Source organism: Streptomyces sp. NPDC001848 (genome assembly GCF_042891915.1).
GTDB lineage: Bacteria > Actinomycetota > Actinomycetes > Streptomycetales > Streptomycetaceae > Streptomyces.
In genome coordinates, this window is the sequence record NZ_JBIATP010000014.1 from 201,248 (window position 1) to 217,273 (window position 16,026).

At 73.6% G+C, this 16,026-nt stretch carries 6 protein-coding genes; all 6 read right to left on the reverse strand.

Going from position 1 to position 16,026, the window contains the following annotated elements:
- Nucleotides 1-72: 72 nt before the first annotated feature.
- The gene (locus tag ACFYZJ_RS28035; RefSeq protein ID WP_388572419.1) at nucleotides 73-1,869 is read right to left on the reverse strand and encodes an acyl-CoA dehydrogenase family protein; all 1,797 of its coding nucleotides are present in this window, start codon (nucleotides 1,867-1,869) and stop codon (nucleotides 73-75) included.
- Entirely contained in the window at nucleotides 1,869-2,105 is a 237-nt protein-coding gene (locus tag ACFYZJ_RS28040) for a hypothetical protein (RefSeq protein ID WP_388572421.1), read from the reverse strand. The genes ACFYZJ_RS28035 and ACFYZJ_RS28040 overlap by 1 nt, the downstream gene beginning before the upstream one ends.
- On the reverse strand, nucleotides 2,092-3,816 hold the full coding sequence (locus tag ACFYZJ_RS28045; protein ID WP_388572423.1) for an acyl-CoA dehydrogenase family protein: 1,725 nt from the start codon (nucleotides 3,814-3,816) through the stop codon (nucleotides 2,092-2,094). Before ACFYZJ_RS28045 ends, ACFYZJ_RS28040 begins: the two co-directional genes overlap by 14 nt.
- Nucleotides 3,813-5,447: a PfaD family polyunsaturated fatty acid/polyketide biosynthesis protein gene (locus tag ACFYZJ_RS28050; RefSeq protein ID WP_388572425.1), complete on the reverse strand. Its 1,635-nt coding sequence runs from the start codon at nucleotides 5,445-5,447 to the stop codon at nucleotides 3,813-3,815. Before ACFYZJ_RS28050 ends, ACFYZJ_RS28045 begins: the two co-directional genes overlap by 4 nt.
- Nucleotides 5,448-5,470: 23 nt before the next feature.
- A complete protein-coding gene (locus tag ACFYZJ_RS28055; RefSeq protein WP_388572427.1) occupies nucleotides 5,471-13,039 on the reverse strand; it encodes a beta-ketoacyl synthase N-terminal-like domain-containing protein in 7,569 nt (2,522 codons plus the stop codon).
- 105 nt (nucleotides 13,040-13,144) lie between these two features.
- Nucleotides 13,145-16,026, reverse strand: a 2,882-nt coding sequence (locus ACFYZJ_RS28060) for an SDR family NAD(P)-dependent oxidoreductase (RefSeq protein WP_388572429.1), incomplete at its 5' end; no start/stop codon positions are given.

Consider the following 16,026-nt stretch of genomic DNA (forward strand, 5'->3'; position numbering starts at 1 on the left):
CAGGCGACGGGTCCGGGGGTGAAACGGGCGGCGTCTGCGGGACGTGGCTCACGCCGGTGTCCTCCTCGGGGGTCAAGAGCGCACGGCGTCCTGGTCGACGGCGCGCGTGGCGAGCGGGAACTGCCAGTGCGAGAAGAGCCGGTCTTCGCGGTGGAAGTGCCGCAGTACCCGCATCACCTCGTCCACCACGGCCTCGTCGGTGACGGCCTCGTGCGGCCGCAGGTGCCGACGCAGCCGCTCCAGCTGGAGCAGCAGCACGGCGCCGTTGGGCAGTGGCTCCTGCAGGGCCTCGTGCGAGTGGACGAAGGTGAGCACGCATGCGGCGGCGGCGTGCACCAGGCAGTACTCCTTGGCCAGGTCGAAGAGTTCGGCGGACTGACCGTAGGCACGGCCCAGCTCGGCGCGCAGCCGCTCGCAGCGCTCGGCCAGCGAGGCGGTGTGGCCGAGCAGTTCCTCGGCGGAGTCGGCGGCACGGCGCAGCCAGTCACGCCGGTCGTCCTCCTTGGCCTCCTCGGCGAGGGCGCGCAGCCGGGCGATGCCGTCCGGCGCGGCGAGCACGGTGTCGTCCCGGCCGCGGCTGAACAGTTCCTGCAGCCAGGGCCGGTAGGGCGGCATGGGCTGCTCGATGCCGTAGAGCACGGCGGCGTTGCGCACCGCCTCGGAACGCGACTGCTGGTCCCCGCTGACGGCCTTGGTCAGGAGGGGCTGCAACTGGTGGCCGAGGTTGCGCAGGTTGACGACCGTGTTGCCGTCGGCGAAGTTGGCCACCAGCAGGTCGCGGAGCATCTTCTGGAACACGCCGTAGTGCGGGTGGCCGCGCAGGAAGAAGCGGGCGCCGAGCACGACGGCCAGCTGGGACATGGTGCGTTCCAGCAGGGTCGGCACGAAGTACTTCACCACCGAGGAGGAGACGCTGACCTGTTGCGGCGTCACCTGCAGCCCGCGCACCGCGCCGAGGCTGACCGCGTCGGCCACCAGCAGGTCGGCGAAGACCTCGGTGAGCTGGCGGCGGCTGTACGGGATGTCGCTGACGGCCTGGCCCAGGATGATCCGGCCCTCTGTGAAGTCCAGGGTGAGCCGCAGCCCGGTGTCCACCGCGGAGAGCGCGATGCTGCTGATCTGGGCCCGCGCGGTCTGGGTGGCCTTGAGGGCGGTCTCCAGGCCCTGGCCCTCGGCGCCGAGCCGGGCCTCCTCCGGCACGAAGACGCCCTCCACCCGCAGGCCGCTGATGTCCATGGCGCGCAGGCCGTGCAGCCGCTCACCGGGCAGCTCCTGGACGCTGCCGACCGGGGCGGTGCGCTTGTCGAGCACGAAGACGGAGAAGCCGCCGGTGCCGCCGCGCTCGCTGGTGCGGGCGAAGACCACCATGCCGTCCGACCAGGTGGCGTTGCCGATGAGCCACTTCTCACCGGTGAGCAGGTAGCCGCCGTCCACCCGGGTGGCGGTCATGGCGTTGGCCAGCAGGTCGCTGCCGTGGGCGCGTTCGGACAGGCCCCAGGAGAGCCGGTGGCCGTGCTTGACGGCCGCGACGATCCGGCGCTTCTGCTCGTCGGTGCCGGCGATCCACACCGGCATGAAGGCCAGGTTGGTGATGATCAGCGCGGTGGCGGTGGCCGGGTCCCGCCGGGCGACCAGCCGGACCAGGTTGAACTCGGCCTCCACGTCGCCGGCGCGGCCGCCCTGCTCACTGGGCAGCGCGTACTCCGGCACCCCCCAGCCGCGCAGCATCTGGACGAACTCGTAGGGGTAGGACTCCCGCTCGTCCAGCTCCATGATCCGGGCGTACGGCATCCGGCTCGCCGGATCGTGCGGACAGCCGAGGAACTCCTCCAGCCGGGCGGCCAGTGCGGTCAGATCAGCCTTGGGCATCAGCGGCCTCCCGAGGAGTCGCGGCGAGGCGGACGGGGGGTGGCGGACTGCTCACCGACGAGGACGGACTCCGGTACGGCCCAGCCGCGCAGCAACTGGAGGTACTCGTACGGGCGGGACTCCCGCTCGTACGGCTCCGTGAACCGGGCGTACGGCATCCGCCCGGCCCGATCGTGCAGGCAGCCGAGGAACTCCTCCAGCCGGGCGGCCAGTGCGGTCAGATCAGCCTTGGCCATCAGCGGCCTCCTGGGGCTTCGCGGCGAGGCGGACGGGAGTGGCGGTGAAGAGCAGGCCCTGCTCGCGCAGGGCGGCGAGGGCGTCGAGGGCGGGCAGCAGGTGCGGGCCGCACCACCGGGGATCGGTGCCCTCGGCGCGGGCCAGCAGGTAGGCGAGAGCGGCGCGCAGCCAGCCGGTGGCACCGGGCTCGGCGCCGTAGAGCGGGCGTTCGCGGTTGGCCCACCACAGGTGGACGCAACAGGCGGCCCCGTGCAGCGAGGCGTAGCGCTCGGCGAGGTCGGCGAGGGCGTTGGGGTCGGCGCCGGGCCGACGCGCGGCCGCGGCCTGCGCGGCGAGGCCGGCGGCGGCCACGGACAGGCGGTCGACGAGGTCCGACGTGTCGTGGTCCAGGGCCGCGCGGACGGACGCGGCCACGGTCGGCAGCCCGCCCAGCACCGGGTCCACGCCCCGCGCGATCAGGTCGAGGCGGGCGGGCTCGTAGGGCGGCAGCTCGGCGTCCAGGGTGAAGATGCGGCGCAGGGTCTGCGGCGCAGGCGTCTCGGTGGTGGCGAGCAGGGTGGGCAGCTGGCCGCAGTAGGCGCGCAGGTTGGCGTACGGGCTGGCGTCGATGACGCGGACGACGGCCGAGTCGCGCTGCAGCTTCTGGAACACCCCGTCCCCGGGGGCTTGCTCGCGCAGCACCGAGCGGGTGGCCAGCACGGTGCCGCAGCGGCGCAGCAGGTCGTCGGCAGCCTCGGCGACCAGGTGCTTGGCGGCCAGGCCCCAGACGCTGAACGCTTCCGGCACCACGTGCACACCGCGGGCGGCGGAGAGCGCCACCGCGTCCGCCGCCAGCAGTGCGGCGGACGCGATCGACAACTCCCGTGCCGCGTACGGCGTTGCGGACAGCGCCGTACGGCCGAACCGGCGCTCGGCGGCGAAGTCGAGGGTGAGCCTGAGGGCGGTGTCCGCGATGCCGAGTGAACCCGCCATGCTCATCAACCGCACCGCCTGCTGGGCCCGGATGGCGACCTCCAGGCCCTCGCCCTCCTTGCCGACCTGGGCGTCCCACGGCACCGGGAGGGCGTCGAAGCGCACGGTGGCGAGGTCGATGCCGCGCATGCCGCCGGTCCGCGGCGCCGGCAGCCGGGTCAGATCGTCGTGGTCGACGGTTTCGTCGGTCAGATCGAGCAGGAAGGAGGTGAAGGCGCCGGGCCCGCGTTCGCCGGTGCGGGCCACGACGTAAACCGCCTCGCACCGCAGGCCGTTGCCGACGAGCCACTTCTCGCCGTGGAGCAGCCCGTCCGCGTCGAGCCGCACTTCTCCGGCGAGCAGGTCGCTGCCGTGGTCTGCTTCGGTGAGCGCGAAGGCGACGGCGCCGCCGTCCCGCAGGATGCGCGCGACCCGCTCCTGCTGCTCCGCGGTGCCGTGCAGTTGCAGGCAGGTGGCGGCGATGATGCTGAACATGGTGCCGGGCATGACCGTGACGTCCCGGCGGGCCGCCGCGCGGACCAGCGTGAGGCTGCGGTCGAAGGACTCGAAGGCGCCACCCCACTGCTTCGGCAGGTAGTTGAGGTGGAAGCCCGCGTGGCGCAGCCTCTCGCAGAGCTGCTCGGGGAAGGCGTCCGCCTCGTCGCGGGCGACGGCGGCGGCGTAACCGTACGGGTTGGCGGGGTCGCCCGGGTCGCCGAGCAGTTGCTCCAGCGCCTCGGGGGTCAGGTCGGCGCTCACCTGGCACCTGCCGTGGGTGCGATGCCGACCGGGGTCTCCAGCGGGACGGGGCGGTAGTCGGAGACGCCGGCCGGGAAGTGCACGCCCGCCAGGCGCAGCTGGGCGAGGCGGGTGTGGAAGGCGGCGCCGCGCATCAGGTGGTGGGCGACATCGGCGACCCGGCGGTTGCTGGGGTTCTTCAGGTAGCTCCCGGTGACCCAGTCGTTGAAGGAACCCATGGCCGGTCCGCACCAGATCTGGTAGTCCTGCGCCCGGTCCTGCTCCCCCGTCACCGCCCAGCGCGAGGCCATGCCCAGGTACCAGCGGAAGACCAGGGCCATCCGGCGCTTGGGGCTGTCCGCGGCGCGGGTGAGCTGGTCCGGGTCGCGGCGCTCGAAGTAGGTCACGCAGTCCTGCCAGACGTCCTCCAGCGGGCGGCGGAAGATCTGCTGCTCCAGTCGGGCGCGCTCGGCCGGCGGCAGCGCCTCCAGGCCGTCGTACGCCTGGTAGAGCTGGTGGAGGCGGCGGGCGCGCATCGGGAAGAGCGTGCCCTTCTTGAGTACCTGGAGGTCGACGCCCATCTCGAACATGTCGGCGGCCGGGGCCATCTCGCAGTCCGCGATGCCGGCGTCGGCGAGCATCGCCTTGGCGGCCGCAGAGGCCCCGGACTCCAGACAGGACTGGTTGACCGAGCCGGTGACGACATAGGCCGCGCCCATGGCGAAGGCCGCCGCGAGCGCGACCGGTGTGCCGAGGCCGCCGGCCGCGCCGACCCGGATCGGCACCGGGTAGCGGTGCTCGCGCTGCACGTGGTCGCGCAGCCGCAGGATGGCCGGGAGCAGGGCGGGCAGCGGGCGGCGGTCGGTGTGGCCGCCGGAGTCGGCCTCCACGGTGATGTCGTCGGCCAGCGGCAGGTGGTGGGCGAGCGCGGCCTGCTCGGCGGTGATCAGCCCCTGCTCCAGCAGGGCGCTGACGGTGGCGGCGGGAGCGGGGCGCATGAAGCGCTCGGCGGTCTCCTGACGGGAGATCTTGGCGATCAGCCGGTGGTCCGCCACGATCCGCCCGGCTGTGTCCCGCCGCAGCCCGGCCAGCCGGTAGCGCACCACGTGCGGCGTGAGGTCCAGGTAGGCGGACGCCTCGACGCAGCGCACGCCGTGACGCAGGAACAGCTCCACGGCCTCGCGCTCCAGCCGGTCCTCGCTGGGGCTGTGGATCAGGTTGACGGCGTACGGCAGTCCGGGGATCTCGGAGGTGAACCGCAGCAGCGCCTTCTCGATCACCTCGGGCAGCAGCCCGGCCGCGCCGAAGGAGGCCAGGAAGCCCTCCCGGGCCAGCGCGATCACCATGTCGGCGGAGGCGATGCCGCCTGCCATGGCCCCGGCCATGTAGGGCTGGCGCACGCCATGGGCGGCGGTGAAGGCCGAGGAGCCGAGCCGGTGCGGGGGCAGTGGGGCGGCGGCGGCCAGCAGCTGCGGGCCTTCGCCGGTGGTGGTGGCGGTGCCTCCGGAGACGGCTCCGGGCCCCTGCGGAGTGCCGACGACGAAGCAGGGGTTCTCCAGGTCTGCGAGGGCCTGGTAGACGCCGGCCGGGTCGGTGCTGGGGTAGCCGTCGCCGTACCAGCGCAGCGGGGTCTGGGGGTGCGTGGTGGACATGGAAACGCAGCTCCTAGGCTGGTTCAGGCGTGGGCGGGAGCGGAGCGAACCTCGATGGCCGCGTCGGTGAGTTCGTAGATGCGCAGGCCCGGCTTCCACAGGTCGGCGTCGGCGATCAGCAGCAGCCGGTCGGCCTCCCGCCGCACCTCCTTGATGTGCACGTCGAAGCGGAGTTCGCCGTCGTTGCGCAGGATCTGCCCGCGGTACTTCCAGCTCATCTCCACACCGGTGGCCATCGCGAAGCGCGGGTTCTCGATGCCCTCGGCCAGTCCCTGTTCCAGCACGAACAGCCGCATGGCCTGCAGTACGGCTTCCACCCCGAGCGAGCCGGGCATCACCGGGTCGCGGTGGAAGTGGCAGTCGAAGTACCACTCGTCGGGCCGCACCTGGCGGTAGCCGTGCAGGTAGCCGGCGCCGTGCCGGCCGCCGTCGGCGACCAGGTCGACGTGGTCCACCAGGTGGAAGTTCCCGCCGGGCAGGTGCAGGTGCCCGCCGGTGGGGTCGGTGAACGCCGGGGCGTCCTCGGCGAGTTCGATGCGGCGCACCCGCTCGGCGGCGGGCGGCTCCTGCTCGATCCACGGGGCCACATAGCTGCCGTTGTCCAGGCCGACCTGGTTGGCGAGCGCGGCCTCGCTGAAGTAGCCGAAGAGGGATTCGCCCGTGTAGAAGACCTCGCCGTCCGCGGAGAGCTCGTAGGAGAAGTTCTGCAGCACGGCACCCGAGACGGCACTGGTCATCAGCAGCCTGGAGTGGTGGCGGATGGTCTTGCCGCGCAGGTCCACGTCCTTCACCAGGGTGGCCCGGCCGTCCAGGTTGCGGATGGAGTACTGCTGCTGCGGGTCCTTGAGGGTCGCGCCGAGGTAGTAGCCGAGGAAGATGGCCGCCTGCAGCGAGGTCTCCATGTACACGCAGTTGGGCATGTGCGGGTAGGAGTTCTGCCGGTAGTACCAGGCGTCCGCGGGCGAGTCGTACTCGGTGACCATCTCGGAACCGGGGCCCAGGTCGCCGCGGGTGCCCTTGAGTGACATCACCCGGTCCACGAACTGGAAGTCGCCGTTGGGGATGTAGGGCGCGCGGCTGCTGCGGTAGACCTCGAACTCCGGGCCCATCGCCATGTCCAGCAGGCCCTTGGCGGCGTGCGCCAGGTGCAGTTCGTTGATCATCGCGGGTTCGCCGCTGCGGTTGCGCCGACCGAGGAAGGCGGGCACTCCCCCGGTCTCCGGGCGGTAGGGGGTGCCGTCCTTCTCCCGCACCTGAAGGCCGAGGTTCCGCATCTTGATGACGGGCTTGTCGCCCAGGTAGACCAGGATGTCCGCCATCACGGTCGGCCGCGGCAGCAGCGTGATCTCCATGATCTCGACCTCGTAGCGGATCTCCCGGTGCTCCGGGGTGACCTGCCCGCGCACCTGGACGTCGATCCGCTCGTCGGTGACGGTCTGGAAGCGGGCGTCCGGCAGGGTGAGGTGCATGCCCAGGTGGAGCAGGTAGATCTGGAGCAGCTGCACCGCGCCCTCGGCCACCAGCGAGCCGGCCAGTACCGGGTCGTCGGGGAAGTGGCAGGTGAAGTACCAGGCGTCCGGCTCCAGGCGCTTGACGGCGGTGAGCTTGCCGAGGCCGCGCGGGCCGCCGAGGCGGTCCACCGTCACCTCGTCCACCATCCGCAGCATCGCGTCCGGCAGCCGCAGGGCCGGGTTGAGGCCCTCGTCCTGGGCGTGCTCGGGACCGAAGACCTCACCGTGCCGGCCCTGCGCGAGCAGCTCCAGGTCGGCAGCGGTGAGCAGGGTCTTGCCGGTGCGGGCGAGGGGCTTGAAGTACCCCTTGGTCAGGGCGGCGCGCTCGGCGCGCTCGCGCTCGGTGATGACGACGCCGAGCGAGGAGTCCAGCTCCTGCTTGCTGAAGAACCCGGCGCAGGCGTCGCGGAGTTCCAGGATCAGTTCTCCGTCGGCGTAGCAGTTGTAGCTGAAGAAGAACAGCGTGGTGTCGCCGTTGTGCACGAAGCGGTCGATGGAGATGTCGTAGCGCAGTGTCTGCCCGGCCCGGGGCAGCCCCCCGCGGAAGATCAGCGAGCTGTCCAGCAGGCGGTAGACCCGCTCTCCCTTGTTGCGGAAGTCGATGCCGAGATAGCTGACCAGCAGCAGGTCGCACTGGCCGGCCTCGACGGTGACGGCCGGCGGCGCACCCTCGTCCACCAGGTACCAGGCGTCCTCGGGGATGTCGTACTCGGTGGTGATGGTGGCGGGGCCGAACGTGCCGGTCCGCGCGTCCAGCTTGGTCACCCGGGTGACGAAGTGGTACGGCGGTGCGGGCAGGCGGACCCGCTTGGCGTAGGCGTCGATCGGCGCGAACTGCGGGCCGAACACCTTGGCCACCGACCCGGTGGCGAACTCCAGCAGTGCGGCCTCGTCCCAGATCACCCCCTCCAGCGGGGTGTCTCCGGGCGCGTCGGTTGCGGCCGGGACGGCCTGGGCGGGCTGGGGCGCGGGCGCCGTCGGGGGCAGTGGTGCGGGCGCACTCTGCCGGGGGACGGCCGGGGTCGGCGGGGCCTGTGAGGGGATCGGCTCCCCCGCGACCAGGGCCTCGGCGCGGCTGAGGGTGGCGTCCTGGAGGACGCGCTGGGTCTCCATGACCACCGAATGGGTGGACATCATCTGACGACGCAGCTCCCGCACCAGGTCCGCGGCGGGCGCGCCGGTGCCGTTCGGGCCGGCGGGCGCCTCCGGGGCGGTCGGTGCGGTGGGACGCTCGGGGCGGTCGGGCAGGACGCGGGCTGCGGTGGCGGGCTGCTCAGGGCTCGTCGGCGCCCACGGCAGGAAGGCGATCGGGTCGCCGTCGAAGACGATGGCCTCGGGGTCCATGACGGTCGGGTCGGCGGGCATGGGATCGGGTTCCTCCGGTGCGGTGGACGGGACGGGGGCGGAGGCGGAGGCGGGTCCGGAAGCGGGCACTGGAGCGGAGGCGGCGGGCACGGCCACCGGCGTGGCGACCGGCTGGGCGGCCGGCATGGCGGTTGGCTGAGCGACGGGACGAGCGATCGGCTGATGGGACGTCAGCAGATCGGCCTCCGCGGCGACGGCACGTACCCTGCGGGCCACCCGCTCCGGCACCGGGTCGCCGCCGCCCACCCGGAACCGGGCGGTGCGCCTGGCCGGGGCGGGCACCTCGGCCTCGGCCTCCGCGCCGAGCAGCGCCGTGAGGTCCACCGGCAGGCCGTGCCCGACGAGCCGGGCGGCCAGCTGGGCGATCGACTTGGTGGCCGGCACGCCGCGCCGGTCCACGCAGACCGCGACGTGCGGCTGCTCGCCGAGGGTGTCGCGCACCCAGCGGGAGCAGGTGGCGCCGGGGCCGACCTCGATGAAGTAGCGGTAGCCGCGGTCGTAGGCGGTGCGGATCAGGCGCGGGAAGTCGATGGTGGAGCGCAGAGTGTGCGCGATGCGCCGGGCGATGCGCTCCCGGTCCAGACCGGGCAGCTCCTGGTAGTCATAGGCGGAGAACAGCTCCAGGCCCTCGATGGAGCCGGTCGGGTAGTCGTTCAGCCCGGCCAGGCCGTCGAGTTCGGCGTCCACCACCGGGCAGTGCATCACCACACTGACCGGCGAGCGCGCCGCCGGGCAGCCCAACTCCTCGATCAGCGCGCGGCACTGCGCGGGGTCACCCGCGATCACCAGTTCGCCGGGGGTGTTGACGTGGGTGAGGAAGACCCGGTCGTATCCGGCCAGCGCGGCCTCGGCGGTCCGCTGGTCGGTGAGCAGGACGTGCGAAGCCCACAGGTCCTTGTCCGGGGTCCCGGCCGGTATGTCCTGCCACAGCTCGCGCACGGTGCGGCGGGGGCCGACCAGGCGGTCCCGGAAGATCGGCGTGGTGCTGATCAGGTCGTCGCGGCGGCCCTCGGCGAGCCAGCCGCCGGTGGCGAAGAGCATGCTGGACTCGCCCAGGCTGTAGCCGAAGCCGCCGTGCGCGGTGACGCCCAGGATCTCCCGCACCAGGTGGGTGTAGAGGATGGCGAAGCTGGTGCCGGTGGCCAGCATGAACGGCACGTCCTCGCCCAGCGCGGACTCCAGCTCCATCAGCTCCCGCCGTCCCGGCGTCACGAACGTGCGTGGGTGGAGAAGGGCGGAGCGCAACTGCCGGGCCGGTTCCTCGGCCTGCGCCTCGAAGTGCTCCAGCAGGCCGGGGAAGGCGCGGAACAGGTCCTGGCCGAGGCCCGGGTAGGAGTTGAACGCGCCCGGGTAGACCAGTGCGACCTTGCCCTCCGGGCCGATCGGGCGGGCCGTGAAGTAGGAGCCGGCCGGGGTGGCCCACTCGCCCCCCGCGGCGTGCGCACCGGGGATGTCCCGTGCGGCGAGTTCCAGTTGCAGGCGAAGGTCGGCCGCGTTCCGGCCGACGAGCACCGCGCGCAGCGGCGCGCCGGGGAGTTCGCGGGCGGCTGCGCGGGCCAGCGTCAGCGGGTCGGCGCCGCCGTCCAGCAGACCGCGGTGCCGCTCGACGGAGGCCATCAGGCCGTCGAGGCTCGCGGCGGAGAGCGCCAGCAGGACCGGGCCCTCGGCCCGCTGCCAGTCGGCGTCCACCGCGCGCCCGTGGGTACCGTCCGCCGAGAGCACGAGATGCGCGCAGGCGCCGTGGGCCCCCAGCATGCTGACGGCGGCATGCCGCCGCGCCCGCCGCGAGGTACGCAGCCAGGGCCGCGACCGCTCGGGCACATAGAGCGCGGACCGGGCGAAGCCCTCCACGAACTCCGCGGCCGGCCGCTGCCACCCGGCGGTGCCGGGCAGATACCCGTGGTGCATGCAGAGCACGGTTCGGATCAGCCCTGCCATCCCGGAGGCGCACCCTGCGTTCCCGATCTGAGCCGTGACGCTTCCCAGCGCGGTGGTGCGCGTCGGGTCGGCGGGGCTGCTCAGGGCCGGGGCATCGCCGAGCGGGTCCGGGGTGTCGGCGGATGCGCGCGCGGGACCTTCACCGTGCTCCGGCGCCCGGGCCTCGCGCGCGGCGGCCGCTCCTTCGGCGAGGTCCTGGCGCGGGGCTGCCGTGGCGTCCGCGGCGGCGGTCGTCGGGCCGTCCTCGGCGTCGTCCCGTGCCACCGTGCTCGGCTCGGCGTGCCCGGCAGGACGGTACACCCGTGCCAGCGCGGTGAGTTCGGCGTCGTCCTCGGGGGCGGTACCTGCCGCGTGAGCCTCGACGTAGCCGACCTCCGCGGCGGAGATCCCGGCGGCGGCCAGCGCCTCCTCCGCTGTGGCGGCCAGCGTGGCGGCGTCCGCCTGCGGTGCCGCGCCGTCGCGGGCCTGGGCGGTGCGCAGGGCGAGGGCGTCCAGGCGGGCGTAGACGCGGCGGCCTTCGGACTCGCCGCTGCGGGTGACGACGACGGCGCCGGCGCCCTCGCCGACCCGCAGGCCGCGTGTGCCCTCGGCGAAGGTCAGGCCCGCCTCGGAGACCACGTCGGGGTGCAGCAGCAGGTGCTCCGCGGAGCCGGCGAGGTCGACCGCGCCGACCAGCACCGCCTCGACACCCGGGTCGAGCAGCAGCAACCGGGCGACCTCCAGGGCTTCCGCGGTTCCCGAGCCCTCCGCCGAGACGGTGAAGGACGGGCCGGTGAGGTTCCACAGCGAGGAGATCCGGCTGGCCATCACGTTGCCGATGTAGCTGAGCACCTCGTTGGCCACGATCGGCGGCACCACCGCGTCCCGGCCCACCGCCGCCACCGCCGCGAGCTGCTGCTCCGTCAGCTCCACTCCCGCGGTCTCGAACTGCTCCCGCAGGAAGCTCCCCAGCGTGTACCGGGTGAGCCTGGCGTGTGTGTACGGCTCCAGCTCCATCGCCACCACCACCGCGATCCGCCGTGGCTCGGGCGCGTTCGCGCCCGGTGGGACGGTCCGGCTGTAACCGGCGTCGCGCAGCGCCTCGTCGGCGACCTGTGTGGCGAGCGCGTGCTGGAGGTTGTAGGTGCGCAGGTCGGCGGGCGGGATCTTGTGGTCCACGGGGTCGATGTCCACCCCGTCCACGTAGGCGCCGCGCGGTACGGACTCTCCTGCCAGCCCGGCCTGTTCGAGCGTTCCGCCGCGGGTCCGCTCCAGGCCGCGCCAGCGCCGCTCGGGCAGCGGGCCGAACGCGTCGGTGCCCGCGTGGACGGCCCGTTCGAGCGCGTCCACACCGTCCAGCGGGCCGAAGTGCGCGCCCAGGCCGACGATGTCCAGCGCGGGCAGCTCGGCCGGGGGCTCCTCGACGGGCTCCCAGGTCTCCGCGGCCTCGGGCGCGGAGAGCACGACGTGCGCGTTGGTGCCGCCGAAGCCGAACGCGGAGACGGCCGCCCGCAGCGGTCCCACCCCTTCGGGCCACGGCCGGCCCTCGCGGACCAGCACCCCCTCCCCCACCCGGCCGTCGCTGGAGCGCACCGGCTGTTCGACGCCGATGGTGGGCGGGATGTGGCCGTCGTCCATGGCCAGGATGACCTTGAGCAAGCTGCTGAGCCCGGCCACGGTGAGCAGGTGCCCGACGTTCCCCTTCACCGAGCCGATCAGCGGTACCTTGCCGTGGCGGCCGAAGAAGGCGGCGACGGACTCGGCCTCGGTGGCGTCGCCCAGCGGGGTGCCGGTGGCGTGGCACTCCAGGTAGTCGATGGTGGAAGGGTCGACGTCGGCCTCGGCGTAGGCGAGTTCGTAGGAGGCGAGCTGGCCGCCGGCCTGCGGGACGAGGAGGTGGCGTCCGCTGCCGTCGTTGCTCAGGCCGATGCCGTCGATGACGGCGTGGATGCGGTCGCCGTCCCGCAGTGCGTCGGCGAGCCGCTTCACGGCGACCACCCCGGCGCCCTGGCCGGTGAGGATGCCCTCGGAGCGGTTGTCGAAGGGCTGGCTGAAGCCGCTCTCCGGGTAGGCGTGCAGGTCGCTGAAGGAGAGGTGGATGAGGGTGGGGTCCGGGGCGCAAACGCCGCCGGCCAGCACCAGGTCGGCCTGCCCGGCGGCGAGGTGGGCGCAGGCCAGTTTGAGCGCGTAGAGCGCGGAGGAACAGGCGGCGTCCAGGGCGTAGCGCGGGCCGCCGAGGCCGAGCGCGGCGGCGGTCACGGCCGCCGGGGAGCCGCTGACCCGTAGGTTCTCGCTGCGCAAGGGGTCGGCGTCGACCAGCTGAACGCCGGACGGAAGCCCGGCCAGCGCGGGCAGCCCGGCCTGGCGCAGGCCCTCGAGCACCGCCTCTCGGGCCAGCGGGATGCTGATCCGGGCCGAGGTAGGGGTGGGGAAGGAGTAGTTGCCGAGAATGAGCGCGGTGCGGGCGAGGGTCTCCCGCTTGGTCTCGTAGCCGCTGTCCCGTAGAGCCTCGCGGGCCGTGTGGAGCGACCAGTGGAAGATCCGGTCGAGGGGAGCGAGTTGCTCGGGGTCGAGGCGGTAGCCGGTGGGGTCGAATGCGAAGTCGGTGATGAAGCCCCCGCGGCGGCAGTAGATGCGGTGCTGCGGGTCGAGGTCGGCGTCCTCGGGCGTCGCGCCGAAGATCTCGTCACCGCCCTCCCGGCGGGCGTCCGCCCCGCTGCGCAGGTTCTGCCAGAACTCGGCGGGGGTGCGGGCGCCCGGGAAGAGGCAGGACAGGCCGACGATGGCGTACTTGCTCATCAGAGCGAGGTCCCTCCGTAGTCGGTCGGCCCGGCCGGCAGGCGCGCGGGGGCGCACCGGCCGGGCCGACCGGGTCAGGTCGTCAGTCGGATGCGGACGGGCAGGTCAGCCGACGACGAACTTGGCCGTGAGCTGCGGCGCCGAGATCACGGAGACGTCGTGCAGACGCATCAGCACCCGCCCGTCGGGGGCGCAGGCGGTGACGGTGAGACGGGCCTCGGCGCCCGCGCTCGCGGAGCCGGGCTGCACCAGGACGAGGAAGGGCTCGCCGTCGGGCAGCGGGTGGTGCAGTTCGGCGTGGCCGACGCCGAGCGGGAGCCCGGCGCTGCCTCGGAAGAGCCGCACCCACACCAGCGTGGCCTGCAGCAGCAGGTCGGCGGTGCCGGGAGCGTAGCGGGCACCGGCGAAGGCGCCGCCCGCGGTGCAGTGCTCGGCGAGCGCGCACTCCAGGACGAGCCGGGACTCCTCCTCGGCGAGCACTCGCCGGATGCCGCGCAGCGAGGGGCCGTGGAAGAGGGTGCCGTCGGCGTAGAGGCCGTCCGCTGCCCGGCCGGCGCCCAGCGGGGGCAGCCCTGCGACGGGCGCCTGGGGCGTGGCCGGCGCGGTGTCCAGGACGGCGGCGTAGTGCGGCCGCACCGCGCCGTCCTGGCTCACCGAGCGGATCGCCGCCTGCACGGCGCCGGAGGTTTCCGGCAGCGGGCTGATGACCAGGCGGCAGTCCTCCGGCTGGGTGCCGTCGAAGACGATGCCCTTCTGCACCGAGAACTCCCGCACCTGGCGGACCTCGCCGCCGGTGGCGCGCTCCACCGCGCCGATCGCCCAGCCGAGGGCCACGGCCGCCGGGAGCACGGGGGCCTCGCCGATCACGTGGTCGGCCACGATCGGTTCCTGGGCCAGCCCGGCGATCCGCCGCTCGACGGTGACGGAGGCGACGGGAGCGGCCGGGAGGCGCTCGGAGAGCGGGGTCGTCGGCCCGAGCACGGTCACCACGTCGTCCGCGCGCTCGGCGGCGAACTGGTCGGCGAACATCGCTGCGCCGGTCTCCTGCGGGATGAGGGTGATCCCGCGCTCCCGGAAGACGGCCTTGATCTCGGGGGAGACCATGCCGCTGTCCCAGGCGCCCCAGTTGAGCGAGGTGACCCGGGCGCCGGGGTGGCGCTGCTTCCAGGAGGACGCCCAGGCGTTGAGCGCCTCGTTGGCCATCGCGTAGTCGGACTGGCCGCGGTTGCCGAAGAAGCCGGCGACCGAGGAGAAGAGCACCACGTGCCGCAGCGCGTCCGCGTCCAGCGCGGCCGTCACGGCCCGCAGTCCCGCCAGCTTGGGCGCGAAGACCCGCTCGATCTCGGAGGCCTTCTTCTGCGCGATCAGCTGGTCGGCGAGCACCCCGGCACCGTGCACCAGGCCGGTGACCCGGCCCCGGTAGGGGGCGAGGGCGGCAGCCGTGGCCTGCGGGTCGGTGATGTCCACCGCCAGGTACTCGGCGTGACTGCCCGCCGCGCGCAGCGCGTCCAGGGTCGCCCGCACCTCGCGGCCGCCGACCACGGCCCGGTAGGCCTGCTCGACGCGCTTCGGGGTGGGCTTCTCGCCCGCGGCCTTCAGGTCCGCGACGGCAGCGGCCTTGAGCGCCGCGGCGTCCTGCACCCCGCGCGCCCATTCCGGCTCCTCCTCCAGCGGGGTGCGGCCGAGCAGCAGCAGGCCCGGCTGGTGACGCCGCGCCAGCTCCACCACGCAGGCCGCGGTGATGCCGCGCCCGCCTCCGGTGACGACCAGCAGGTCCTCGGAGCTCAGCGGCTGCGGCTTCGCACCCACCGGGTGCAGCGGCTGCTCTGCGAGAGTGAGGGTGACGCGGCGGGTGCCGTCGTGGCCGACCTGGACGGGCTCGCCGGCCGCGTCGTGGACCTCCCCGAGCACCAGCGCGGCGGCGGCACCGGGCGCCAGGCCGGGCGCCAGGTCGATGGCCCGGCAGAAGAGCTCCGGAGCCTCCACGGCCAGGGTCTTGACCAGACCGGCGACGCCGCCGATCGGCGCCAGTTGCTCGTCGACGCCGCCGAGGCCGAAGGAGCCGTCCAGCCGGGTGACGGTGGTGTAGGCGGCGCGGCCGAAGGCGGCGGCGCTGCTCAGCGGCTCCACCAGGTGCTTGGCCACCAGCAGGGTGTGTGCCAGGCGGCGCGCCCCCTCCGTCCAGTCCGCGGGGGGCACCGTGCACAGGTCGAGCACCAGGCTGATCCGCTCGCCCAGCGCCTCCTCGACCCGCGCGGCGAGTTCGGTGACGCCCCAGCCGCTCAGCGCGTGGTCCACTGCGCCGTCCACCCGCTGCGGCACGCCGGGCAGCCGCAGCACGTGCACCTTCCAGCCCTGCCTCTGGAGTTTGGCGGCGATCTCGGGGGCCAGCTCACCGCCGTCGTCCACCAGCAGCGCGCCGGAGGACTCGGGGTAGGCGTTCACCAGCTGGTCGGGGACCGGCAGCTCGGCCAGGGCGGCTTGCGCCCGGCCGATCCGGCCGCGTTCCGGGGCGGCTTCCGGCTCGGGCGCCGGGGCCGGGGCGGAGTCGGCGGACGGGCCGGCCTGCGGAGCGGGAGCATCCTGGCCGGATATGAAGCCCACGATGTCCTGCAGCGTCCGCAACTCGGCCAGCTGCTCCGGACCGGCAGCCACACCCGAGGCGAACCGCTCGTGCAGCACACCCATGATCTCCACCCGCTTGATGGAATCGATGCCCAGATCCGCCTCGACATCCATCCCCAACTCCAGCATCTCCGCCGGATAACCCGTCTTCTGCGCCACCACCTCCAACAGCACCGACGTCACCGTCGCCGCATCAGGCCCCACAACACCAGCCGCAACCGGCACAGCAACAGGAGCCACAGCAGCCGACGCAGCGGCACCGGACATGAAGCCCACGATGTCCTGCAGCGTCCGCAACTCGGCCAGCTGCTCCGGACCGGCAGCCACACCCGAGGCGAACCGCTCGTGCAGCACACCCATGA

Bases quoted from the DNA above. Each gene is read 5' to 3' on its own strand.
- ACFYZJ_RS28035 (WP_388572419.1), bottom strand. From the start codon at position 1,869: ATGCCCAAGGCTGATCTGACCGCACTGGCCGCCCGGCTGGAGGAGTTC.
- ACFYZJ_RS28040 (WP_388572421.1), bottom strand. From the start codon at position 2,105: ATGGCCAAGGCTGATCTGACCGCACTGGCCGCCCGGCTGGAGGAGTTC.
- ACFYZJ_RS28050 (WP_388572425.1), bottom strand. From the start codon at position 5,447: ATGTCCACCACGCACCCCCAGACCCCGCTGCGCTGGTACGGCGACGGC.
- ACFYZJ_RS28055 (WP_388572427.1), bottom strand. From the start codon at position 13,039: ATGAGCAAGTACGCCATCGTCGGCCTGTCCTGCCTCTTCCCGGGCGCC.